General features: G+C 45.1%; 15 protein-coding genes. 5 read left to right on the top strand and 10 right to left on the bottom strand.

The features are described from left to right. The first annotated feature begins 1 nt into the window (after window position 1). The 4 genes from K08M4_RS02970 (at window position 2) to K08M4_RS02955 (ending at window position 6867) form a co-directional block, all read left to right on the top strand. Complete coding sequence (locus tag K08M4_RS02970; protein WP_086048802.1) at window positions 2-886, top strand: glucosamine kinase nucleotide-binding domain-containing protein; 885 nt, start codon at window positions 2-4, stop codon at window positions 884-886. 12 nt (window positions 887-898) lie between these two features. Beyond that, entirely contained in the window at window positions 899-2845 is a 1947-nt protein-coding gene (locus K08M4_RS02965) for a beta-N-acetylhexosaminidase (RefSeq protein ID WP_086048801.1), read from the top strand. A gap of 129 nt (window positions 2846-2974) precedes the next feature. Continuing rightward, a complete protein-coding gene (locus K08M4_RS02960) occupies window positions 2975-5380 on the top strand; it encodes a glycoside hydrolase family 94 protein (RefSeq protein ID WP_086048800.1) in 2406 nt (801 codons plus the stop codon). Window positions 5381-5454: 74 nt separating this feature from the next. Further along, window positions 5455-6867: a phosphoglucomutase/phosphomannomutase family protein gene (locus K08M4_RS02955; protein WP_086048799.1), complete on the top strand. Its 1413-nt coding sequence runs from the start codon at window positions 5455-5457 to the stop codon at window positions 6865-6867. A 157-nt stretch (window positions 6868-7024) separates the two neighbouring features. Here K08M4_RS02955 and K08M4_RS02950 read toward each other — a convergent pair whose 3' ends face one another. The 10 genes from K08M4_RS02950 to hrpB all read right to left on the bottom strand — a co-directional run bounded on the left by K08M4_RS02950 (window position 7025) and on the right by hrpB (window position 23727). Next, the gene (locus K08M4_RS02950; RefSeq protein WP_086048798.1) at window positions 7025-8053 is read right to left on the bottom strand and encodes an ABC transporter ATP-binding protein; all 1029 of its coding nucleotides are present in this window, start codon (window positions 8051-8053) and stop codon (window positions 7025-7027) included. Then, window positions 8053-9678 carry an ABC transporter permease gene (locus K08M4_RS02945; RefSeq protein WP_086048797.1) on the bottom strand — a complete coding sequence of 542 codons (1626 nt, stop codon included), beginning with the start codon at window positions 9676-9678 and terminating at the stop codon, window positions 8053-8055. Before K08M4_RS02945 ends, K08M4_RS02950 begins: the two co-directional genes overlap by 1 nt. A 243-nt stretch (window positions 9679-9921) precedes the next feature. Beyond that, window positions 9922-10938 carry a Fe(3+) ABC transporter substrate-binding protein gene (locus K08M4_RS02940; RefSeq protein ID WP_012604721.1) on the bottom strand — a complete coding sequence of 339 codons (1017 nt, stop codon included), beginning with the start codon at window positions 10936-10938 and terminating at the stop codon, window positions 9922-9924. A gap of 164 nt (window positions 10939-11102) precedes the next feature. Then, on the bottom strand, window positions 11103-12332 hold the full coding sequence (locus tag K08M4_RS02935; protein WP_086048796.1) for an ammonium transporter: 1230 nt from the start codon (window positions 12330-12332) through the stop codon (window positions 11103-11105). Between the two features lie 27 nt (window positions 12333-12359). Then, window positions 12360-12698, bottom strand: a complete 339-nt coding sequence (gene glnK / locus K08M4_RS02930) for a P-II family nitrogen regulator (RefSeq protein ID WP_004738200.1) — start codon at window positions 12696-12698, stop codon at window positions 12360-12362. Between the two features lie 259 nt (window positions 12699-12957). Continuing rightward, on the bottom strand, window positions 12958-13326 hold the full coding sequence (locus tag K08M4_RS02925; protein WP_086048795.1) for a YacL family protein: 369 nt from the start codon (window positions 13324-13326) through the stop codon (window positions 12958-12960). Between the two features lie 267 nt (window positions 13327-13593). Beyond that, window positions 13594-16182, bottom strand: a complete 2589-nt coding sequence (acnB, locus tag K08M4_RS02920; protein WP_086048794.1) for a bifunctional aconitate hydratase 2/2-methylisocitrate dehydratase — start codon at window positions 16180-16182, stop codon at window positions 13594-13596. A gap of 272 nt (window positions 16183-16454) precedes the next feature. Next, a complete protein-coding gene (locus tag K08M4_RS02915) occupies window positions 16455-18794 on the bottom strand; it encodes a patatin-like phospholipase family protein (RefSeq protein WP_086048793.1) in 2340 nt (779 codons plus the stop codon). 38 nt (window positions 18795-18832) lie between these two features. Beyond that, window positions 18833-21232, bottom strand: a complete 2400-nt coding sequence (mrcB, locus tag K08M4_RS02910; RefSeq protein WP_086048792.1) for a penicillin-binding protein 1B — start codon at window positions 21230-21232, stop codon at window positions 18833-18835. Then, window positions 21229-23727 carry an ATP-dependent helicase HrpB gene (gene hrpB / locus K08M4_RS02905; RefSeq protein ID WP_086048791.1) on the bottom strand — a complete coding sequence of 833 codons (2499 nt, stop codon included), beginning with the start codon at window positions 23725-23727 and terminating at the stop codon, window positions 21229-21231. The genes mrcB and hrpB overlap by 4 nt, the downstream gene beginning before the upstream one ends. A 34-nt stretch (window positions 23728-23761) precedes the next feature. Between hrpB and sfsA the strand changes: the two genes are divergently transcribed. Further along, window positions 23762-24523, top strand: a complete 762-nt coding sequence (gene sfsA / locus K08M4_RS02900; RefSeq protein ID WP_086048790.1) for a DNA/RNA nuclease SfsA — start codon at window positions 23762-23764, stop codon at window positions 24521-24523. Window position 24524: the final 1 nt, after the last annotated feature.

Raw genomic sequence — 24524 nt, 5'->3', positions numbered from 1 at the left:
CATGACGCTTTACTACGTAGGTATTGATGGTGGAGGCACGTCTTGTCGAGCTCGAATCAGAGATGACCAAGGCAAACTCATTGGTGAAGCAAAGAGTGGCAGTGCCAACATCCTATTGGGCGTTGATGTTGCGATGAACTCTATAATTGATGCAATTACCAAAGCCGCACAACAAGGGCAACTCGACTCTAACGATTTTTCTAATATGCATATTGGTTTGGCGCTCGCTGGTGCTGAACAGAAGTCAGCATGGCTCGACTTCATGGCACAAGCACACCCTTTCGCAAGTATGACACTCAATACAGATGCCTATGGTGCTTGCATTGGTGCACATAATGGCCAAGACGGCGCGATCATGATTGGTGGTACAGGTTCATGTGGTATCTACCTAAACAACGGCGAACAACACGTGGTTGGCGGTCGTGAATTTCCAATTTCTGACCAAGGCGGCGGCGCAGTGATGGGCCTTCGTTTAATTCAGCAAGTTCTACTCGCTGAAGATGGCATTCGTAACAAAACTTCGCTGACTCAACACGTTATGAACCATTTCAATAATGATGTTGATGCGATCGTGACATGGTCAAAAGGCGCGATTCCAAAGGATTATGGTCAATTCTCACCCGTCATTTTTCAACTGGCAAATGAAGGCGATGAACTGGCTATAGAGATGCTTAAGCAGACTGCAGCCGATATCGAAATGTTTGTATTAGCGCTGCATCGAAAAGGCGCTGATAAGGTGTGCTTAATGGGAAGTATCGCTGAACGTATTCTCAACTGGCTATCACCACCTGTACAACAATGGATCGTTAAACCTCAATTCGACGCTATTGAAGGCGCATTGATGTTTGCCGGAAAACCACAACACAACTTGTATCAACAGGCTTAGCAGGGAAGTTATATGAATTATCGCATCGACTTAGCTGTTCTTTCTGAACAAAAAAATAACTGCCGATTTGGCCTTACGGTACATAACTTGAGTGACCTCGACGTAAAAGACTGGTCTCTGCATTTTGCATTTGACCGATTCATCCTTCCTGAGAGTTTATCGCAAGGTGAACTGACTCAAGTTGGAAGCTATTGCTCGTTCAAACCAAGTTCTTCAGTATTAAAGGCCAACAACCATTACTACCTTGAATTCAGTATTCAAAGCGCCCCATTCCGCTTCTATTCTGATGGCCTTAACGATGCCTTTATCCAGTCACATCATGATGGAGAAACATCGGTACTGCCTGTCGCGATATCACCCATAGTACTGGCTTCGCCATACCGTGAACGCAATCAAATACCTGAAGTTAACGCTTCTGAGATAGCATTGATTCCTCAACCAAATCAGATCGAACTCAAGCAAGGTAGTTTCGCGCTAAGCTGTGGATGCAAGATTGAGGTTCAATCTCACCTTGCAGATAAAGCCGTCTCTTGGTTGCAGCAAGAATTACTTTCTACCTTTGAACTGTCGATTTCGAATGAGCTTCCAACTGAATTTTCAAAAGACGAAAGCGGCGACATTCTATTTCGCAGCAATCCAACATTAGACGAAGCAGAATACAAACTCCGCATTACTGAACAACAAATAATGGTTGAATCAGGTAGCCAGTCTGGGTTTACACACGCCGTGGCAAGTCTGATTCAATTGATTCAACAACTGGATGCCGAAAATTTTTCTATTCCATGCTGCAAAATCGCCGATCACCCTCGCTTTAAGTACCGAGGCATGATGTTGGACTGCGCGCGTCACTTCCACTCAGTAGAGCAAGTGAAGCGTTTAATCAATCAACTGGCGCACTACAAGTTCAACGTATTTCATTGGCACCTAACTGACGATGAAGGTTGGAGAATTGAGATTAAGAGCCTGCCTCAGCTGACTGAAATCGGCGCTTGGCGCGGCCCTGACCATGCATTAGAACCGCAATACACACACCTTGCGGATAACTATGGCGGTTTCTACACGCAGCAACAGATTCGTGAAGTCATTGAATACGCAGAGCAACGTAGTATCACGGTTATTCCTGAAATCGATATCCCAGGACACTGCCGCGCCGCTATCAAGTCACTGCCTGACATGCTAGTAGAGCAAGCAGACACCACACAATATAAGAGTATTCAGCACTACAACGACAACGTGCTAAATCCAGGTTTACCAGGTACTTACCAATTCCTAGATGCCGTTATTGAAGAAGTAGCAGAGCTTTTCCCTAGCGAATTGATTCACATGGGCGCAGATGAAGTACCACCGGGCGTGTGGAGCAACAGCCCTGCTGCTCAAGCTCTGATGAAAGAACATCAATATCAAGACAGCAAAGATCTACAAGGCCATCTATTCCGCTATGCCGAGAACAAGCTTAAGCAGTTAGGCAAGCGCATGGTGGGCTGGGAAGAAGCACAACACGGTGACAAAGTCAGTAAAGAGACCATCATCTACTCGTGGCTCAGTGAAGAAGCTGCAGTGAATTGCGCTCGCCAAGGCTTTGATGTGGTGTTGCAACCGGCACAGTTTACCTATCTCGACATGACCCAAGATTATGCACCGGAGGAGCCGGGCGTAGATTGGGCTGCTGTCATCCCATTAGAACAAGCTTATACCTACGAAGCACTTGCTGAGATATCCGACACCGACCCAATTCGTAAGCGGATCCGCGGAATTCAGTGTGCTCTATGGTGTGAGATCGTCACCAATCAAAAGCGTATGGATTACATGGTATTTCCAAGAATTAGCGCTTTAGCTGAAGGATGTTGGACACATAAAAACAACCGAAACTGGCTAGATTACCTATCTCGCCTTAAAGGGCACTTGCCGTTACTCGACAGACTCAATGTTGACTATCGCAACCCTTGGAAAGCTCAATAAAACAAAACCAAAGCGACGCTCACATCGAGCGGTTGCTGACTCAAATTAAGGTGCTCAGTTAGATAAGACTCAGCATCACTATTTAAAAAATTAGCTGCATAGATGCAGTTTGTTAAAAAGGAAATGACAATGAAATACGGCTATTTCGATAACGACAATCGCGAATACGTCATCACTCGCCCTGATGTACCAGCACCTTGGACCAACTACCTAGGTACTGAAAAGTTTTGTACCGTGATTTCGCACAATGCAGGCGGCTACTCTTTCTACAATTCTCCGGAATACAACCGTGTTACTAAATTCCGTCCAAACGGTACCTTCGACCGTCCAGGACACTATGTTTACCTGCGTGATGATGATACTGGTGATTACTGGTCTATCTCTTGGCAGCCAGTGGCAAAGAGCCTAGATGAAGCGAACTACGAAATTCGTCACGGCCTGTCATACTCAAAATTCAAATGTGAATACAGCGGCATTACCGCAACGAAGACGCTATTCATACCTAAAGGTGAAGATGCAGAAGTTTGGGACGTTGTACTAAAGAACAACACTGACAAGCCAAGAACCATCAGTACTTTCTCATTTGTTGAGTTCTCGTTCAGCCACATCCAATCGGACAATCAGAACCATCAGATGTCTTTGTACTCTGCGGGTACGTCTTACCAAGAAGGTGTTCTGGAATACGACCTGTACTACAACACTAACGACTTTGAAGGCTTCTACTACCTAGCATCAACCTTCTCGCCAGACAGCTACGACGGACAACGTGACAACTTCCTTGGCATGTACCGCGATGAAGCGAACCCGATTGCGGTTGAAAACGGTAAGTGTTCGAACAGCGCTCAAACCTGTTACAACCACTGTGGTTCTCTGCATAAGCAATTTACCATTCAACCGGGTGAAGAAGTTCGCTTTGCTTACGTACTCGGTATCGGCAAAGGCAACGGTGAGCGCCTACGTGAGAAGTACCAAAACACAGCAAACGTTGATGCCGCTTTCCAAGGCATCAAAGATCACTGGGACGAGCGTTGCAACAAATTCCAAGTTAAGTCTCCAAACGAAGGCTTAGACACCATGATCAACACATGGACGCTATACCAAGCGGAAACCTGCGTTGTGTGGTCTCGCTTTGCATCATTCATTGAAGTTGGCGGCCGTACTGGCCTTGGTTACCGTGATACTGCGCAAGATGCTATCTCAGTACCTCATGCCAATCCACAAATGACTAAGAAACGTATTATCGACCTGCTTCGTGGCCAAGTGAAAGCCGGCTACGGTCTACACTTATTCGATCCAGACTGGTTTGATCCAGAGAAAGCAGACGTTGAGCCTTCAAAATCGCCAACAGTTGTTCCAACGCCTTCAGACGACGATAAGATCCACGGCATTGAAGACACCTGTTCTGATGATCACTTATGGATCGTTCCGACCATCATCAAATATGTAATGGAAACCGGTGAACACGACTTCTTTGATGAAGTAATTCCATACGCAGACGGTGGCGAAGCGACCGTTTACGAACACATGAAAGCGGCACTGAACTTTTCTGCAGAATACGTGGGGCAAACAGGTATCTGTAAGGGTCTACGTGCTGACTGGAATGACTGTTTGAACCTAGGTGGCGGTGAATCTTCAATGGTTTCATTCCTGCACTTCTGGGCTCTACAAGAATTCCTAGATCTTGCAAAGTTCCGCAATAACGATGCTGACGTTGCTAAATATACAGAAATGGCTGCAAACGTACGTGAAGCCTGTGAAACACACTTATGGGATGACGAAGGTGGCTGGTACATCCGTGGTCTAACAAAAAATGGCGACAAGATCGGTACCGCTCAACAAGCTGAAGGTCGTGTGCACCTTGAGTCAAACACGCTAGCGGTTCTATCTGGCGCAGTTTCTCAAGAGCGTGGCGAGAAAGCGATGGACGCTGTTGATGAGAACCTATTCTCTGAATACGGCTTGCACCTAAATTCTCCTTCATTCGCAACACCAAACGACGATATCGGCTTTGTGACTCGCGTTTATCAAGGCGTAAAAGAGAATGGCGCAATCTTCTCTCACCCGAACCCATGGGCTTGGGTAGCAGAAGCGAAGCTAGGTCGTGGTGACCGTGCGATGAAATTCTACGACGCACTCAACCCGTACAACCAAAATGACATGATTGAAACACGCTACGCAGAACCATACTCGTACGTGCAGTTCATCATGGGTAAAGACCACCAAGACCACGGCCGTGCAAACCACCCTTGGTTAACAGGTACGTCGGGTTGGGCTTACTTCGCGGTAACCAACTTTATTCTTGGTGTCCGCACAGGCTTTGAAGGATTAACAGTCGATCCTTGTATCCCGACTGATTGGCCGGAATTCGAGGTTACTCGTCAATGGCGTGGTGCGACCTACAACATCACAGTGAAAAACCCGAATGCAGTCAGCAAAGGGGTTACCTCTATCACTATCAACGGTGAGTCAGTTGAAGGTGCAATCCCAGTACAAGCAGAAGGCAGCGTGAACGATGTTGTCGTTGTTCTAGGCTAGTCACTTAATTTAACGAACAGCTCTTGCCTCAAGTCTTTATCGACTTGAGGCAATGAGACTAAAAGGATTTTCTAATGATTAAATTTGGTACAGGTGGCTGGCGCGCTTTCATTGGTGAAGAGTTCACTAGAGACAATGTTCGCCTTGTAGCGCAAGCGCTCGCTAACATCATCAATAATGAAAATGCAGCGAAGAATGGATTCGTTATTGGGTACGACAGACGTTTCCTTTCAGATAAAGCGGCATGCTGGTTTGCAGAAGTGCTTGCAGCGAACAACATCAAAGTAAGCTTCATTGATAAGTTCGTTCCAACACCTATCGTGATGTTCCAAGCAAAAGAGATGGGGTGCACCTACTCGGCGTGTATTACCGCTTCTCACAACCCAGCAGACTACAATGGCATCAAGATCTTCATTGAAGGCGGCCGCGATGCTGACGAGATCATCACAGAGAAGATCGAACAGCAAATCGCAACACTGACCAACGAAGATGTTATACGAGTCGATTTCGAACAGGCGTTAAACGACAAAGAAATCGAGATCATCAACCCGATGAACGACTTTGTTGATTCGATCATCAACTTCATCGATATCGAGTCGATCAAAAAAGCCAATCTACGCGTGCTGATTGACCCAATGTTTGGCGTAGCGAAAAATGCTCTACAGACAGTGCTGATCAACGGTCGCTGTGATGTCGACGTCATCAACGATGGCAAAAACCCAGATTTTGGTGGCTTGATGCCATCACCAAATGCCGCAACGCTCTATCGCTTGAAGCACTTAGTTGCAGCAGAAGGCTATGACATTGGTATTGGTACTGATGGTGATGCCGACCGTTTAGGTATCATTGATGAGAAAGGTCACTTCATTCACCCTAACGAAGTGCTACTCCTACTTTACTACTACTTACTAGAATACAAAGGCTGGAAGGGCTCAGTCGTTCGTAACATCGCCACCACGCATCTACTCGACAAAGTAGCGGCGGATCATGGCGAGAAGAGCTTTGAGGTTCCTGTAGGCTTTAAGCATATCAGCTCTCAAATGGAAGCAGATGACTCACTGATTGGTGGTGAAAGTTCGGGTGGTTTAACCATACGTGGCCACATCAAAGGTAAAGATGGCGTATTTGCTTCAAGTTTACTGGTTGAGATGATCAGCGTGACAGGTAAAAAACTGTCTGAACTGCTTGATGAAATCTACTCTAAGTATGGCTATGCCTATACGGCAGAAGGAGATTGCCAGTTTAAGCCTTCAGAGAAAGAAGCGCTCTACACCAAAATCTACGTAGAGAAACAACTGCCTGAATTTGAATACGAAATTGAAAAAGTCAGCTATGAAGATGGTGCCAAAGTGTACTTCAAGAATGGTGGCTGGGTAATTGCCCGCTTCTCCGGAACAGAACCATTGCTGCGAATCTTCGCAGAAATGGAAGATAAAGACACTGCAGAACGTGTTCTTCAAAAAGTGAAAGACTTCCTCTCTCTATAGACTTATAGAGTGCAGCAGTTTTTAATGGGACTTAACAAACCACTGCCTTGTTAAAGCCTATAGGTGAAGAACTCTTGCCCAGTACTCTGTATCAAAGTACTGGGCTTTTTTATGACTGAATTTTATTATGCGGCAGAACGGTATTAGCTGCGTATCATTAAAACGCCAACACACCTTTAGTATCTACTTTTACTGTTACTGGCATACCAACGCTTAGAGCCTCTGAAGACGTTGCTAGCAATTTCTGTCCATTCGCTTCAATCACATAACGACAGTGGTCGCCCATAAATTGTTGCTCCAGTACGGACAGGTTACTGTCGATATCATGACTCGCCACTATATGCTGTGGTCTTAGTAACAACGCACATTCCGCTCCCACTTCGATCTGAGTTTGTGCTTTCGCTTCTATCAGACCTAAGCTCGTTTCAAATTCATTATCTGAAATACGCTTTGCATTCAAATAGCTACCACCACCTAAGAAATCAGCAACAAACTTGCTCGATGGGTGGAAGTACAACTCAGATGCTGAACCATATTGCTCAATCACACCATGGTTCATTACCGCCATCTTATCTGAAAAAGCGAACGCCTCTTCACGGCTGTGCGTTACAAAAATCGCCGTAACACCCTGTTTTTTAAATATTTTACGAATCTGAGAGATCAGCTCATGGCGAACTTGAGTATCAATATTCGAGAAAGGTTCATCCAATAGGAGTAAGTCTGGCTTGTACGCTAAAGAACGAGCAATCGCTACGCGCTGCTGTTGACCACCAGAAAGTTGATGTGGGTATCGGTCACCGAACTCATCTAAGTGAACCAGCTCCAACATCTCTTGCACTTTCTCTTTCTTTTGCTGCTCAGAGAGCCCTTTGAGGCCAAAGCAGATATTCTGATTTACCGTCAAGTGCGGAAACAGGGCGTAATCTTGAAAGATCATTCCGATGTTTCTCTGCTCAGGTGGTAACCAGTTGTCTCCATCGTCGATGGTTTGACAGTTCAAGCTCATGACACCACTACTCAATGGAAGCAAGCCGGCAATCGCTTTAAGAAGTGTTGTCTTACCACAACCACTGGCACCAAGCAGACAAACAATTTCACCATGCTCAACTTCTAAAGAAAGAGATTCCAAAATAGTTTGGGACTCGTACTTACAAGTCAGATCTTTAATTGATAATGCACAACTCATTAGTGTTTCTGCTCCAAGGAACGGTTTACGATAATCAGAGGAATTAAACCCACCAACACCAATAATACAGCAGGCATTGCCGCCAACTCTAGGTGCTCATCTGAGGCATAGTTATAAACATAAGTCGCCAATGTTTCGAAATTGAAAGGGCGTAGCAGTAATGCCGCATTTAACTCTTTCATTGATTCGATAAACACCAATAATCCGGCGATCAATGCGCCTCGTTTAATCAAAGGTAAATGAACACGACGTAACATCTGGTTGGTATTGCAGCCCATTGTTTTAGATGCCATATCCAATGAAGGAGAAACTTTACTCAAACTGCTTTCAATGCTGCCAATTGCAACCGCTGAAAAACGCACGACCATGGCAAAGATAAGTGCAAACATAGAACCAGAGAAGATCAAACCTGGCCCTGTCCATTCCATCACTTTTGCAATGTCATTGACCAAGTGATCCATAAACAACACAGGGACCATCACACCAATGGCTAACACGGTGCCTGGAACGGCATAGCCCATTGAAGCGATACGCATATAAGCCTGATTTTTCTTACTTGGGCTAACACGTTGATTGAAGTTCACAATCAAAGCAATAACGACACCAATAATTGCAGCGACTACCGAAACATAAAGACTGTTAACGGCATATTCTCTGAATTCAGGGGTCCAACTTTGAGCAAAATATTTGTAGGCATAAATCATTAACTGGCCAAGAGGGAACAAGAATGCGACACACACTAACCCCCAGCACCAAAACAATGCTAACCACTTCTTCCAACCGGAAAGGTCGTAACGAAAATCTTCACGGCTACTGAATTGATTCTGGAATAATTTCTGTTTGCGACGACTGTATCGCTCTGAACTCAGCAGTAAGATCACGATAACCAGCATAATCGCCGATATTTTCGCAGCAGCCGTTAAGCTTGAGTAACCTAACCAAGTGTCGTAAACCGCAGTCGTTAAGGTATTGACTGCAAAGTAACTCACGGTACCAAAGTCGCCAATGGTTTCCATTGCAACCAGCGATAGACCGACCGCCATTGATGGGCGAACAAGCGGTAATGAAATACGACGAAAGCTTTCCCAAGGTGAACACTTAAGCAACCGTGCGGATTGTAATAAGGAGACATTTTGCTCCATAAACGCTGCGCGGCATAGCAGATAAACATAGGGGTAGAGAACAAGTGACAGGACAATAATAGCACCGGACAAGGTTCTAATGTCTGGGAACCAGTACTCTCCGGGCCCCCACCCTGTTAACTCTCGTAGCAGTATTTGAACCGGACCAGCAAAATCAAACCAATCGGTAAAGATATACCCGACAATATAACCTGGCATTGCTAATGGCAGAACTAGCGCCCACTGCAAAACCCGCTCTCCTGGAACACGGCACATTGCCATAATCCAAGCTGACGGAATACCAAAAGCCAAAGACAGGAATAAGGTTCCTATGACTAAAACCACCGTATTATAAGTATAGGTGGGCATTACTGTGGACATAAGATGAGAAAATAGCTCATCAGTTTCTCCAACAGCAGTCGTAAAGATCGCTAAAATCGGTAAAACCAGCAATACAGCAATGATGCAGCTGCTGGTGTTCCATAAATAATTCTTTTCTTTCATCGCCTAACTACAACGAGGCTTAATGAAACACAAATGCATTTGCAAATACATCTCATATCCTTTTAATGGGGGTTTATTTATACCCATATACTGTAATGACTTCAAGGTGAGATGCTCATAACTCTGGGGATTAACGGGGAGCTTTGTATCAAAAAGTGATTTTCCAAAACAAAACAGCCCCAAGTTACCGAAATGGCGACTTGAGGCTGTCATTTTACTTGGGCCGAAGCCTACAGTAAAAAATTATAGATCGAACTTAACTTCGTCTAGTAGCTTGATTGCTGCTGCGTGGTGGTCAGCAATTTGGTCTAGAGAAATTGTATCAGCTTTGAATTCACCCCAAGAAGCAACAAGCTCTGATGGTTTCACATCAGCTTTAACTGGGTATTCGTAGTTCACTTCTGCGTACATGCCTTGCGCCACGTCACCAGATAGGAACTCCATTAGCTTAACTGCGTTCTCTTTATTTGGAGAGAATTTAGCCATTGCCATTCCAGAGATATTTACGTGAGTACCTGTTGTCTCTTGGTTAGGGAAGTTAAGGTAAACAGCGTCAGCCCAAGCTTTTTGCTCTTTATCGTTAACCATCTTACCTAGGTAGTAGCTATTACCAAGAGAAACGTCACATAGACCTTCTTTGATCGCTTTAACTTGTGCACGGTCATTACCTTGAGGCTTACGTGCTAGGTTTGCTTTTACGCCTTCTAGCCATTCTTTCGTTTCAGCTTCACCTTTGTGAGCAATCATCGAAGATACTAGAGAAACGTTGTATGGGTGCTTACCGCTACGTGTACAGATTTTACCTTTGAATTCTGGCTTAGCTAGATCAGCGTAAGTGAAATCTTCACCTAGACGACCAACACGGTCACGAGAAGAGTAAACGCTACGTGTACGAGTTGTTAGAGCGAACCACTCGTTAGCTGTGTCTTGGTACTGAGCAGGGATATTCTTTTCTAGAACATCACTTTCTACAGCTTGAACTAAACCTTTTTCAGTTAGCTCAGATAGGCGGCTGATATCAACAGTTAATACCACATCTGCTGGGCTGTATTCGCCCTCTTGAGCTAGCTTTTCTGCTAAACCTTTCTTAGCAAACTTAACATTCACCTCGATACCAGTCTCTTTTGTGAACTCATCAAACATAGGTTCAACAAGGAAAGGTTGACGGTAAGAGTATACGTTGACTTCTTCAGCAGCGATTGCAGCCGTTGGTGCGATTGCGCTACATGCTAGAGCTGAAAGAGTTAGCAATTTTTTCATTGGTAAAGTCCTTTATATCGAAATGATAATCTATATCAGTTGCGTTATTATATTTATTAAAATATTAATTTCAATGATAGAGCACAAAAAAACCTGCTCATGAGAGCAGGTTTCAAGTGGGTAATGTGTAAATATTTGTAAATTATGGATTAATACATAATGTTCTATTTTACAGACACAAACTCTGGATAAGCGCCAACACCACAATCGTGCATGTCCATACCTTCAAGTTCTTCGTCTTCAGTTACTCGGATACCGATTGTTGCTTTAAGCACTGCCCATACCGCTAGGCTAGCACCGAAGACCCATGCAAAGATTACTGCTGCACCCAGTAGTTGAGCACCAAACGTTGCATCAGCATTGCTTAGTGGCACAGCCATTAGACCGAAGAAACCACACACACCGTGTACCGAGATAGCACCTACTGGATCATCAATCTTAACTTTGTCTAAAGCAATGATACTGAATACAACCAAGGCACCAGATACCGAACCAATCGCTACCGAAAATAGTGGTGATGGAGATAGAGGATCTGCAGTGATTGCGACTAGGCCAGCTAACGCACCGTTCAGAATCATTGTTAAATCCGCTTTGCCCCAAGTTGTTTTACATACTAGTAGCGCTGCAATCGCACCTGCTGCTGCTGCTGCGTTGGTATTAAGGAAGATTTGACCAACCGCTGTTGCGTTCTCAAAATCCGAAACCATAAGTTGAGAACCACCGTTGAAACCGAACCAACCGAACCAAAGGATAAATGTACCTAGCGTTGCCAGTGGCATGTTTGAACCAGGAATCGGGTAGATTTCACCGTTCTTACCATATTTACCTTTACGAGCACCCAGTAGAAGCACACCTGCTAACGCTGCTGAAGCACCAGCCATATGCACTATACCTGAACCTGCGAAGTCACTGAAGCCAGCTTCTGATAGGAAACCTCCGCCCCAAGTCCAGTAGCCTTCCATTGGGTAAATAAATGCAGTTAGAACCACAGAGAAGATCAGGAATGACCAAAGCTTCATACGCTCAGCAACCGCACCTGAGACTACCGACATTGCCGTTGCAACGAACACAACTTGGAAGAAGAAGTCAGACTCTAGTGAGTGGTCTGCGCCTTCACCTTGAGTACCAATTAGAGTGCCAAATGAAGGCAACCAACCACCTTCACCGTTATCTACGTACATAATGTTGTAACCAACCACTAAGAAAGTCGTACAAGCAATCGCGTACAAACAGATGTTCTTAGTTAAAATTTCAGTGGTGTTCTTTGAACGAACGAGGCCAGCTTCTAACATCGCGAAGCCTGCAGCCATCCACATAACCAACGCACCTGAAATGAGGAAGAAAAAAGTGTCTAGTGCGTAACGTAGTTCCGTTACTGTTGTTGTAAGTTCCATATTAAAGTCTCCAGTCCTTGTAATTCTTTAAAGTGCTTCAGCATCCATCTCACCAGTACGAATACGTACGGCTTGGCTTAGGTCATACACGAAAATTTTCCCATCGCCGATTTTTCCGGTGTGTGCTGCTTGGCTAATAGCTTCAACAACTCGATCTACATTTTCAGCTTGAGTTGCAATCTCTAGCTTCACTTTTGGTAGGAAGTCCACTTGGTACTCCGCACCTCGATACAATTCAGTGTGTCCCTTCTGACGACCAAAGCCTTTCACTTCAGAAACAGTCATACCTTCAATACCCACATCAGAGAGCGCTTCGCGTACATCGTCTAATTTGAATGGTTTAACAATGGCATTTATCAATTTCATATTCGTTCCTTAAACTCTTCACTTAATCCGTTAATTCTCTTATTACAATCCAAGTAGCGTGCCAAAATGTTAAGTGATTGATTTTAAATAACATGAAGATTTTAGGATGGTAAGAATGAAAAAGGCCGCACCAATGTGGTGCGGCCTTTTCACTATCTTAATGCGTGGCGCTATTGTTGCTCCAGTTTTGGGCAACGGAGCCTTCAAAGCTCTAAATGACTCAAGAATAGGGGCTAACTAGCGAGTAGAAAGTTAGACCTTAATAGCCTAAAAAGTCCATCCAACGTTCGATGAGCAACTCGAAATCGTCGATTCCGCAGCTTGCTTCGCTTTCACAATTATAGAAGTCGAACTCACTGCCCTCTTCCATCTCTTGTTCATGCGCTAACACGTTTTCTTGAATCGTTACGTCATCTTCATTGATAGCAAGGCTGATCTCTTTGCCAAGCAGCGTCACTTCATTACTCAGATCCTGTCGAGATTGTTCAATCAACGCCATCACGTGATCCAGTTTCTGCTTATCTTTCCCGATCTCTTCTTGAAGCCAGCGGCCAACAATTTCATGACCCATGCTGCACTTTACATAGTACTCGCCCATTAAAGTGTTTCGTGTAAATTCAAATTCCATAAAGGCTCCGCGCACTAATGACAGATAGGGTAAAAAATGAGGCGAGAGTATATAGCGAAGTCATCAAGAGATCGAGTCGCTCGTAAACTAACATTCAGACATAAAAAAACGCCTACCGAAGTAGACGCTCTATCATTTGGGTTCCTCTAAATAGTTGGAGTTGCAGCTAGGCGACAAGTACGTTCATCCCTATGAGCATAGAAGCTCTATGTGATTAGGGTGAACGTACGCAGTCAACAACGCTGCAGCTACAAATATAACGAGGAACTAAGCTGGTTCTTGGAAGATAACGGTATCTGCTTTGTCCGTGTACTGACCCATTTTATGGAAGTTCAGGTAACGGTAAGTATCGGCAGCGGTTGCATTGATCTTCTCAGCGTACGCTAAGTACTCTTCTTTCGTTGGGATACGACCAAGAATCGCACCAACAGCAGAAAGTTCAGCAGAAGCTAGATAAACGTTCGCACCATTACCTAAGCGGTTCGGGAAGTTACGCGTTGATGTCGACATAACCGTCGAAGCATCAGCAACACGAGCTTGGTTACCCATACACAGTGAACAACCCGGAGTTTCAATACGTACCCCAGCACGACCGAAGATGCCGTAGTAGCCTTCTTCTGTCAGTTGGTCTTTATCCATCTTCGTTGGCGGAGCCACCCATAGGCGAGTATTCAAAGAGCCATTAAACTCTTCAAGCATCTTACCTGCAGCACGGAAGTGGCCGATGTTCGTCATACAAGAACCAATGAACACTTCTTGAATCTCAGTACCTTGAACGTCAGAAAGAAGACGAGCATCATCCGGATCGTTTGGTGCACATAGGATTGGCTGATCGATGTCAGCAAGATCAATCTCGATAACATGAGCGTATTCAGCATCTGAATCAGCAGCAAGCAACTCAGGGTTCGCTAGCCACTCTTCCATTGCCGTAATACGACGTTCGATAGTACGAACATCACCGTAACCTTCCGCGATCATCCACTTAAGCATAACGACGTTCGAGTTCAGATATTCTTCGATAGACTCTTGAGAGAGCTTAACAGTACAACCTGCCGCCGAACGTTCAGCTGATGCATCAGAAAGCTCAAATGCTTGCTCAACAGATAGGTGTTCAACACCTTCAATTTCGAGTACACGACCAGAGAATTCGTTGATCTTTCCTGCTTTCTCTACCGTTAGTAGACCTTGCTTGATACCGTAAAGCGGAATGGCATGTACTAGGTCACGTAGTGTGATACCCGGTTGCATTTCGCCTTTAAAGCGAACCAAGATAGATTCAGGCATATCAAGAGGCATAACGCCTGTTGCCGCCGCAAATGCGACCAAGCCAGAACCCGCAGGGAATGAAATACCTAGAGGAAAACGAGTATGTGAGTCACCACCTGTACCTACGGTATCAGGAAGAAGCATACGGTTTAGCCAAGAGTGAATAACACCATCACCAGGACGAAGTGAAACACCCGCACGGTTCATGATGAAATCAGGTAGCGTATGGTGAGTGTTTACATCCACTGGTTTCGGGTATGCTGATGTGTGACAGAAAGACTGCATAACAAGGTCAGCAGAGAAGCCAAGACAAGCCAGATCTTTTAGCTCATCACGAGTCATAGGACCGGTAGTATCTTGAGAACCCACTGTCGTCATTTTAGGTTCACAGTACTGACCAGCACGCACACCTTCAACGCCACATGCTTTACCAACCATCTTCTGAGCTAACGTGTAGCCTTTATCAGACGCAGATGGATCAATTGGTTTAGCAAACAGATCCGTTTCATCTAGACCTAAAGCATCACGAGCACGGCCTGTTAAGCCACGACCAATGATCAGTGGAATACGGCCACCAGCACGCACTTCATCAAGAAGTACTTTGCTTAGCTCAAAGTTTGAAATCACAGAACCGTTCTTGTGAACAACACCTTCGTACGGGTAGATATCAATGATATCGCCCATGTTCATGTCTTGTACGTTCAGCTCAATGGGTAGCGCGCCTGAGTCTTCCATTGTGTTGTAGAAGATTGGTGCAATTTTACCACCAAGACAAACACCACCAGTACGCTTGTTTGGTACGAATGGGATATCTTCACCCATGAACCAAAGCACTGAGTTTGTTGCTGATTTACGTGAAGAACCGGTACCAACAACATCACCAACGTAAGCCAGTGGAATGCCGTCTTTTTGCATTTCTTCAATTTGATTGATTGGACCAACGCTACCCTGTTCATCAGGAGTAATGCCATCACGTTCCATCTTCAGCATCGCTTTCGCGTGAACTGGGATATCAGGACGTGACCATGCATCAGGTGCTGGAGATAGGTCATCGGTGTTGGTTTCACCGGTAACTTTAAATACTTTAACGGTGATCTTTTCCGCTACTTTGTTTTTAGCTGTAAACCATTCAGCATCAGCCCAAGATTGAAGTACTTGTTGTGCTGAAGCGTTACCTGCTTTGGCTTTCTCTTCTACATCGTAGAAAGCATCGAACATAAGCAGAGTATGAGAAAGAGCTTTAACAGCAATTGGAGCAAGCTCTGCATCTTCTAGTAGAGATACTAGAGATTCGATGTTGTAGCCACCTTGCATAGTACCAAGCAGTTGTGCAGCTTTTGCTTTGCTTACTAGTGGAGATGTTACTTCACCTTTAGTGATAGCAGTAAGGAAGCCCGCTTTTACGTAAGCAGCTTCATCTACACCCGGTGGAATTCGGTTTTCTAGTAGGTCAAGAAGGTATTCTTCTTCACCTTGAGGTGGATTCTTCAGAAGTTCAACTAGGCCAGCGACTTGCTCTGCATCTAGTGGTCTTGGGACAACTCCCTCGGCAGCACGCTCTTCGACGTGTTTACGGTAGGCTTCAAGCACGACTTTTTTCCTCTCATTGCGGTTCACTTCTTACCTTCATAATTATTAGTAAAATAAAGAAGCGAACATCCTTGGAAACTTGGCTCTCCATTGCCATTGTTGTCATTCAATTTGTATTGATGAGCGGCATCATAGAGGCCAAACTGTGGGCGGTAGAATAGCAAATTTAACGTTAAATTAAAATCTTATCATTTTGACCAACATAGCAAGTTAAGACGAAAGTCCCACTATTTTTGCCTATTTACGCAGTTAAACGGTGACTCTACGCATGATTATTTGTAGGAAGTACCAACAATCAGATACACCGAATCAAAGTTATCTTCGGTTCGACCATAAGCTAATATGATCGGCCCAATCGGTGAGTCGACACCAGCAAAAACAGAGCCTGCTGTATACATTGGAGCTTCATCCAGTTTTAAGTCATTGTTCGACCAAACACCACCATGTTCAATAGAGGCACCCACGTAGAACGGTGATTCAAAGAGGCCGAAGTCATTTTCAAACCACTTATAACGGTAGATCAAACTGGTGTAAGCTAAGTTCTGACCAATCAAACTATTTCTTGGAATACCGGATAGATTGAGGAACCCTCCTAACTCTTTCGGATCAATAGGAAATACTGAGTTTTTACTTTCTACGATGCCGTAATCAACCTTTGCGACTAAAGTATGCTTTTCAATGCTTTGTGCTGCCATAAAATTGGCCGAAAGTTCAAAGACTGTATCGCTCTCAGAAGAAAAATCGGAACCACCATTAGAGCTCTCATTCTCAAAATCGTCATGAGAGATAAGGTACTCTAAATCGACAAAATAACCTTCGGTAGGAAGACTGAAGTTATCCAATGTATCCAATCTATAACTGGCAAAGGCACCAATACGTTTATAGCCACCACTTCCTAGTGAAGGTAATGATGCCACCTCAATGCTACCATCTGTATAACGCGCTCCAAATTTCAGCTCTTGCCACAATGTCGGTTGATAGCCCAATGCCAATTCACTCAGATACTCTTGATAAGACATTGGTAAATAGTCTTTGGTTGCATCCAGTGTAGGTTCTCCAATCTCGCCAATTCCTGCTGGCAGATTTCGATTCTGGTTGCTGTAAGCAATAGACACAGATGTGAACAACTTTTGACTCGAAAAGAATGGAGAGAAGAGTTCCGCTTCAATACGCTTGTCAGTACCCATTTCAAGATTGGTTCTTAACTCTGCGCCATGTTTGTTAATGTCAGTAAAGTTGGCAGAAACACCGAGCGAATACTGGCTGGTAGTAGAGAAATCATCTTCAAGAAAGAATCGAAAATTGAGGTAGTTTGGACCCCAGGATTTTTCGTTCACATCGACCAGCAGTTGATCCTCGCCATCAACATTTTCAAATTCATAAGTAACCAACTCGAACCGATCTAAGGCATAAAGATCTTTCACTTTAGATTCGATTTCACTGGTTTTAATAACCTGACCAGAATCGAGGTTTAAACGATTTTCGATCAACTTATCTGAATAGTGGGTGTTGTTGTTAATAATAACTCTATCAACGACAGTCTGGTCGCCATGTTTTAGCTGCTTTCGAGCTTGCTGTTTATGATCGATATACTTTTGATAGTCTGCGTTAGAGAGCGCCAACTTAGAAAGCTGATCCGTATACTGCCTTGTCGCTTCGTATCCAGCATGATAAGCCGTCGGCATTTTATCGAACTCGGTGGTCTCCATTTGCCCAACATCAGGACGTAGGAAAAAATCATCGTCTGTTAACGTCGCGGCTTGCTCTTGAGTGCTGCGTTGAACAAGGTAATTAGAGAGTTGGTCTGCTGCGGCTAAAAAGTTAGTGAAGTCTTCTTTGCTTTTGTAGTTAGTACTGATATCAATCGCAATAACGATGTCTGCCCCCATTGCTCGAGCAACATCAACTGGCATGTTATTGGTGACACCACCATCGACCAACATTCGCCCATCAACTTCATAAGGAGGAAGTGCTCCAGGTACTGACATACTCGCCATCATAGCATCAACAAGGTGACCATGATCGATCACGACTTCTTCAAGGTCGATAATATCGGTTGCGACAGAGCGATATGGAATAGCGAGGCTGTCGAAAGAATCGAGGGGAGATAAAGTACCCGTTGTCTCGCGCAGAATACGCAGCATATTCTGGCCTTGAACCACACCTTTTCTGGCTTTGATTTCGCCCCAACCTAAACCGAGATCGGTATTCAGTTGATAACGGTCTTCATATTCTTTGTCTCGCACACGGCGATCACTACGGTTAACGCGATCGCGATAACCACGATTCCAATCAACCGTATAAATAAAGCTCTCGATCTCATCAGCGCTCATCCCTGTCGCATAAAGACCACCAACGTATGCGCCCATGCTGGTACCAGTAATGTAATCAACCGGAATTTGCATCTCTTCTAGGGCTTTAAGCACACCGATGTGAGCTGCACCTTTTGCCCCACCACCAGCAAGAACGACAGCAACGGTTGGCCTTTTATGAGCTTCTTTAAGTTCAACATGTTCTGATGAATCAACCTGTGCTGCAGTAGCGGCAAACAGTTGAAAACTGATCACAGTACCGACAATACCCAAGCTACTCACTAACCAACGAGAAATCATTATCTAAACTATCCTTGTCATTCTTTTCTATTATGACTTTACCACTGAAAAAGCTTCTTTAGCCACTGTTTTGGTTGACTTTCACAGCCCTTTTTAATGCTGCCACTTTCATCCCAGACCGGCAATTTAACGGTGCCATCGCAGTCTAATTCTAAAGCGCCTTCCGGCGTTCGAGTATAGCGGGCTGTCGCGATTCCGGTCGGCCAAGGCAATAGTAGTTGCTCTGGCGTTCTTTGCTTCAAGTAATCAGCATAAACACGTAATGCACCACTAGAGCCTGTCAATTTGGTCGGTTTATTGTCATCTCGGCCTAACCAAATCGTCGTAACTTCACGACCATCAACACCCACGAACCAACTGTCTCTGCTATCGTTACTGGTTCCCGTTTTACCGGCTAATCCAGCCCACGCAAACTGACCTTGTAAGAAACGACCAGTACCTTCCGACACACCACGCTTCATCGCATAGGTCGTTAGCCAAGCGGCTTGCTGATCAACGCTTTGTGACACGCGAGGAATCGACTGATACAAAACCTCACCTTCATTATCAACCACAGAACGAAGCGCAGACAAAGGTGCGATACGACCAGAGTTGGTGATGGTTTGGTACATTTGCGCAACCTGAAACGGTGTTAATGAAAATGAACCCAAAAACATCGATGGCACCGGACGAATCTCGTTTTTATCGACACCCAATTTTCCGATCGTTTCTGAAACACTATCAATGCCTAACTGCATCCCTAAGCGAACAGTTGGCACGTTATAAGACTTAGAAAGCGCCACATATAATGGTACTTCGCCACGGAACTTACGATCGAAGTTTCTTGGGCTCCACACGCTGCCTTTACTGCCTTTTAAACTCAGTGGTGTATCCATCAAGGTTGTCGCCAATGTGTACTTCTGGGGTTGCTCTAATGCGGTTAAGTAGATTGCTGGCTTAACCAATGAACCAATAGGACGACTCGCGTTCAAGGCACGGTTAAAACCATCGTAACCGGTACGTTTACCGCCGACCATCGCTCGGATTTCTCCGGTATTTCTATCGACAGCAATCGCCGCTGCTTCCAACTTGTTACCTGCCGTTTTTGACAGTTCAGGCACCTTACGAGCAATCGACTTTTCTAGCTTATCTTGAGAAACTGGATCCAGAGAGGTAAACACGCGAATCCCTTTTTTCGCTTCAAATCGATCGCCGACATACTTCTTAAGCTCAATGTTTACTTGCTGGAAGTAAGCGGGCTGACGGCTAGCAATACGTGGGTTGTCTTGAATATCTAAATCACGACTCGCCGCTTCTTCGTATTGTCGCGGTGTTAATATGTCTTGCTGCATCAATAAGCGAAGAACCAGGTCGCGTCGAGTCTTCGCACGCTCAGGATAACGAACCGGATTGTAATACGAAGGCCCTTTCACCATACCCACCAGCAGTGCTAGCTGATCGATACGGAGCTCTTGAATTGGTTGACCGAAGTACAAACGAGACGCTAAACCGAAGCCATGAATCGCTTGCCCACCATTTTGCCCAAGGTACACCTCGTTTAAGTAAGCTTCTAGGATACGGTCTTTGCTGTAACGATGGTCTAAGATAAGCGCAATGTAGGCTTCACTAACCTTACGCCACAATGTACGTTCACTGGACAGGAACAGGTTTTTAGCCAACTGTTGCGTCAGCGTACTACCACCTTGTACCGTTCGCCCAGCTTTAACGTTAACGACCATTGCACGAGCGATGGCCAATGGCGACACACCGTCATGTTGATAGAAGTTTCGGTCTTCGGTTGCTAATAAGGCATCAACCATCACTTCTGGGAATTGATTACGTTTTAAGAACAGGCGTTGCTCATCGTTACTTTTCTCAAGCATGCCAAGCATTTTCGGTTCAACACGTAGATAGCCCATGTCGCCTTTTTTCTCTAGCGACTGAATACGAGTTAATTCGTTGCCATTGAAATGCAGCATCACATGACGATCCGCTTCCGGTCCATCGACAAACTCGAACGGACGACGAATCATTTCAATCTTGGTTGAAGAAGAAGAGTATTCGCCCGGGTGACGAGGCGCATTCACCTTACGATAATTAAGTACATCAAGCTCATTTTTAACCTGCACCAAGCTAACGGCAGTACCCGGAGACAGGTCTAGCACTCGCGCATAAACCACGGTTGGTAAATCAAACAGCTGACCTTCAAAGCGCTGCTTAACCACTGAATCCAGATAGATACCGACGAACAACAGCAATGCGGCAAGTGCTAAGCCAGCTTTCCAAGAAATGCCCCACAGAATCTTTAACCAACCTCTCTTGCCAGACGGCTTAGCCTTAGGTTTAGTCTTTTTCGCTGCTGCTCTTGGCTTTCTAGGCTTGGCTTTGGTCGCTGGTGACTTCTTTGCTGGCGCTTTTTTAGGTGGTGTCTTTTTTGGCGTTAACATTTTGGTCATCATCGATTCAACTGTTGTTTGGTTTTAGTGGTTGCTACATGGTTAGCAGGGTCATCCGGCCAAGGATGTTTTGGGTAACGGCCTTTCATCTCTTTTTGTACTTCTTTGTACGCGCCGGCCCAAAAGCCGGCCAAATCCTGAGTAATTTGCAGTGGTCGTTGCGCAGGAGAAAGCAACTCAAGCACCACCTTTTTACGCCCTTGGGCAATCAAGGGTGAATCTTGCTCACCAAAGACTTCCTGCATTCGAACAGAGATCATTGGCTCAGATTGATATTGGTATCGAATCGACTTCTTACTGCCCGTTGGCATCAGGTAATGAGTCGGTAGCCATTGATCGATTTCTTGATTCAACGGCCAACCAAGGTGTGCCGACAATGCTTGTTCAATCGATACATTCGACAGCCCTTTGGCAGACTTAATGCCATTCAAATACGGCAACAGCCACTCATCAAGATGTTCAACTAAACTCGCGTCATCCATCGCTGGCCAATCATGCTCAGGCATCCAAAGTTCAGCACAGCGTACACGCTCAACCAGTTGTTTAGCCGAAGATGTCCAATGTAAGCGATCAAGTCCGCAGCGAGCGATATAATTGAGTAGCGCCTTGCTCGCCTGATTAGCATCCGGTTCTGGTAAAGCTTGGGTGCTGATAATCAACTTGCCCAGAGACACTCGCTGCTCTGCCACTAAGCGGCCACGTTTCTCATCCCAATCGGCGTAATCGGAACGCACAAACAGCTTTGGAAATTCAACTTCTAGCTGCGCAATATCAACCGCGGTGGCTAAGAAAATCTGACTGGCTCGCCCTGTGCTGCGCATCAAATCAATCACCACGATATAGTCATTGTTCGCCAAAGGGTCATCATCACGAACCTCAGCCCCGTGGCCATTAGCTAGAAGGAAAGCACTGCTGGTCGCGCTTCTCACTTGTGCTATTCGGTCAGGGAATGCAAAACAAAGCACTAATGGTAGCAATGATTCGTCAACTTGTGACAAATCTAAGTGATGTTTTAATTTGCTGGCGAGGCTTTTCGCTCGCTGCATCACCACGCTATTTTTCGAGTGTTTTCTTTGCTTAAGTCGATGCAAAGAGTGCTGAATATCCGTGACATTGCGTTCCGGCTCTTCAAGTAAAGCGGCAGCAACAATCGCGACATTCAGTAGCTCTTGGCTGCTTTGCTGCGCTTTAACCAACATACTGGCGATGCGAGGTTCAAGTCCTAAGCGTTGAGCCTGTTTTCCTAGTGCCGTAAATTGACCATTACCGTCTAACAGTTCCAGGTTTTGTAAGAGTTGCTTGGCTTGTTCTGTTGAAGCTTTCGGTGGAATGTCTAACCATCGCAATTCATCAGCACTTGCGGCTCCCCATTGTGTCAATTCAGACACCAACGAAGACAAATCAGAATGAAGAATCTCAGGTTCTGGCACAGCAGGCTGCTGCAGAAGTTGCGTTTCACTGTACAAACGAACACACAGGCCCTCTTCAATTCGCCCTGCACGACCCGCTCGTTGTTCAGCAGAAGACTGAGAGATTTTCACTTGCTCAAGCTTAGTGATGCCCGTCTTCAAATCAAACTTTGCAACTCGTTCTAAACCTGAATCAACAACCAAGCGAATGCCTTCAATCGTCAAAGAGGTTTCCGCAATGTTAGTGGCCAATACCACTTTTCGACGCCCTTTCACCGATGGCGCGATCGCTCTCTGCTGCTGTTCAAAACTCAATTGGCCATACAGCGGACACACATCAATATCACTAGCAAGTTGTCCTAGTTGTGATTCCACTTGTTTTATCGCCGAGACACCCGGCAAGAAAGCCAAAAGTGAACCCGATTCTTTCTCCATCAGAGATTGAATCACCTTCGCCATTTTAGGGGCTAGATATTCATTCGAGCCTAATGGCTGATAACGGAAGTCGACAGGGAAAGTTCGGCCTTGCGATTCAACATACTTGGCATCGGGCAACAAAGATTGCAGCGCGTGTTGATCTAAGGTTGCCGACATCACCACCACTTTTAGATCATCACGCAGCGCGTCTTGGATCTCCACGCTAAACGCCAATGCGGTATCGGCGTGAATGCTGCGCTCATGAAATTCATCAAAGATCACCATATCAACCCCGGTCAATTCAGGGTCGGTTTGGATCATTCTCGTCATGATCCCTTCAGTAACGATTTCCAAGCGAGTCGCACTGCTGGTTTTAGATTCACCACGAACCCTAAAACCTATGCTCTCTCCCACTTTCTCTCCTAACTGGCTCGCTAAGTAAGCAGCAATATTCCTGGCAGCCAAACGCCTTGGTTCAAGCATAATGATTTTGCCTTGAACGGCATTAGTCTTAACCAACTGTAAAGGGAAGAATGTTGACTTACCGGCACCGGGAGCGGCCTTTAGAATAAGTTGAGTGTGTGTTTGTACGCCAGCGAGCAGATCTGGCATCACAGCTTCTATGGGCAGTTGTGGCAATGGGTGAACCTTGTGGTGTAATGTTGGCAACATTGTACATAAAAACCTACCTCTCTAAATAAGTAATATGCACTTCAATCCTCCATTAGAGCCAGCGACTCTTATTAAACGCTATAAACGCTTTCTCACTGACATTCAACTTCCAGACGGCAGCGAGCGTACTATCCACTGCGCTAACACTGGAGCGATGACAGGATGTGCGACTCCTGGCAATACGGTGTGGTACTCAACCTCAGACAATGCAAAAAGAAAGTACCCAAACAGCTGGGAGATCTCAGAAACAGACAAAGGTCACCGTATTTGTGTAAATACTGCGCGGGCAAACCAGTTAGCGGTGGAAGCAATTGAAAATGGGACTATAGTTGAACTCTTAGGTTATAACGCGTTACGAACCGAAGTGAAATATGGCAGTGAGAATAGTCGCATTGATATTCTGCTTGAAGATAACGAAAAGCCGCCTTGCTATATCGAAGTAAAAAGCGTCACTTTGCTCGACGATCAACAAATGTCGACTAAGCAGCAACTATCAACTAAACAACAAGCGTCAACCGAAGGGCAAGGTTTTTTCCCTGATGCAGTGACAACCAGAGGTCAAAAACATCTGCGAGAACTCACAGAAATGGTCGAATCTGGAAGTAGAGCCGTACTTTTATTCACTGTTTTACATTCAGGCATTGAAAAAGTGTCCGCGGCACACCATATAGACGCCAAATATTCGTTATTACTAAAACAAGCACAAGACGCTGGAGTTGAAGTGCTTTGCTATAAAGCAGAGCTCAGCAGTACTCAAATACAACTAAAACAAGCCGTTGAATTTATCAATAGCTAAG

The organism is Vibrio syngnathi (assembly GCF_002119525.1).
Taxonomy (GTDB): Bacteria; Pseudomonadota; Gammaproteobacteria; order Enterobacterales; family Vibrionaceae; genus Vibrio; species Vibrio syngnathi.
Note: the sequence above shows the minus strand (reverse complement) of the source record. Positions and strands in the feature narration are given on the sequence as shown.

Bases quoted from the DNA above. Each gene is read 5' to 3' on its own strand.
- K08M4_RS02960 (WP_086048800.1), top strand. From the start codon at position 2,975: ATGAAATACGGCTATTTCGATAACGACAATCGCGAATACGTCATCACT.
- K08M4_RS02945 (WP_086048797.1), bottom strand. From the start codon at position 9,678: ATGAAAGAAAAGAATTATTTATGGAACACCAGCAGCTGCATCATTGCT.
- K08M4_RS02970 (WP_086048802.1), top strand. From the start codon at position 2: ATGACGCTTTACTACGTAGGTATTGATGGTGGAGGCACGTCTTGTCGA.
- mrcB (WP_086048792.1), bottom strand. From the start codon at position 21,232: ATGATGACCAAAATGTTAACGCCAAAAAAGACACCACCTAAAAAAGCG.
- K08M4_RS02955 (WP_086048799.1), top strand. From the start codon at position 5,455: ATGATTAAATTTGGTACAGGTGGCTGGCGCGCTTTCATTGGTGAAGAG.
- K08M4_RS02965 (WP_086048801.1), top strand. From the start codon at position 899: ATGAATTATCGCATCGACTTAGCTGTTCTTTCTGAACAAAAAAATAAC.
- K08M4_RS02935 (WP_086048796.1), bottom strand. From the start codon at position 12,332: ATGGAACTTACAACAACAGTAACGGAACTACGTTACGCACTAGACACT.
- K08M4_RS02925 (WP_086048795.1), bottom strand. From the start codon at position 13,326: ATGGAATTTGAATTTACACGAAACACTTTAATGGGCGAGTACTATGTA.
- K08M4_RS02915 (WP_086048793.1), bottom strand. From the start codon at position 18,794: ATGATTTCTCGTTGGTTAGTGAGTAGCTTGGGTATTGTCGGTACTGTG.
- K08M4_RS02950 (WP_086048798.1), bottom strand. From the start codon at position 8,053: ATGAGTTGTGCATTATCAATTAAAGATCTGACTTGTAAGTACGAGTCC.
- hrpB (WP_086048791.1), bottom strand. From the start codon at position 23,727: ATGTTGCCAACATTACACCACAAGGTTCACCCATTGCCACAACTGCCC.
- sfsA (WP_086048790.1), top strand. From the start codon at position 23,762: ATGCACTTCAATCCTCCATTAGAGCCAGCGACTCTTATTAAACGCTAT.
- K08M4_RS02940 (WP_012604721.1), bottom strand. From the start codon at position 10,938: ATGAAAAAATTGCTAACTCTTTCAGCTCTAGCATGTAGCGCAATCGCA.
- glnK (WP_004738200.1), bottom strand. From the start codon at position 12,698: ATGAAATTGATAAATGCCATTGTTAAACCATTCAAATTAGACGATGTA.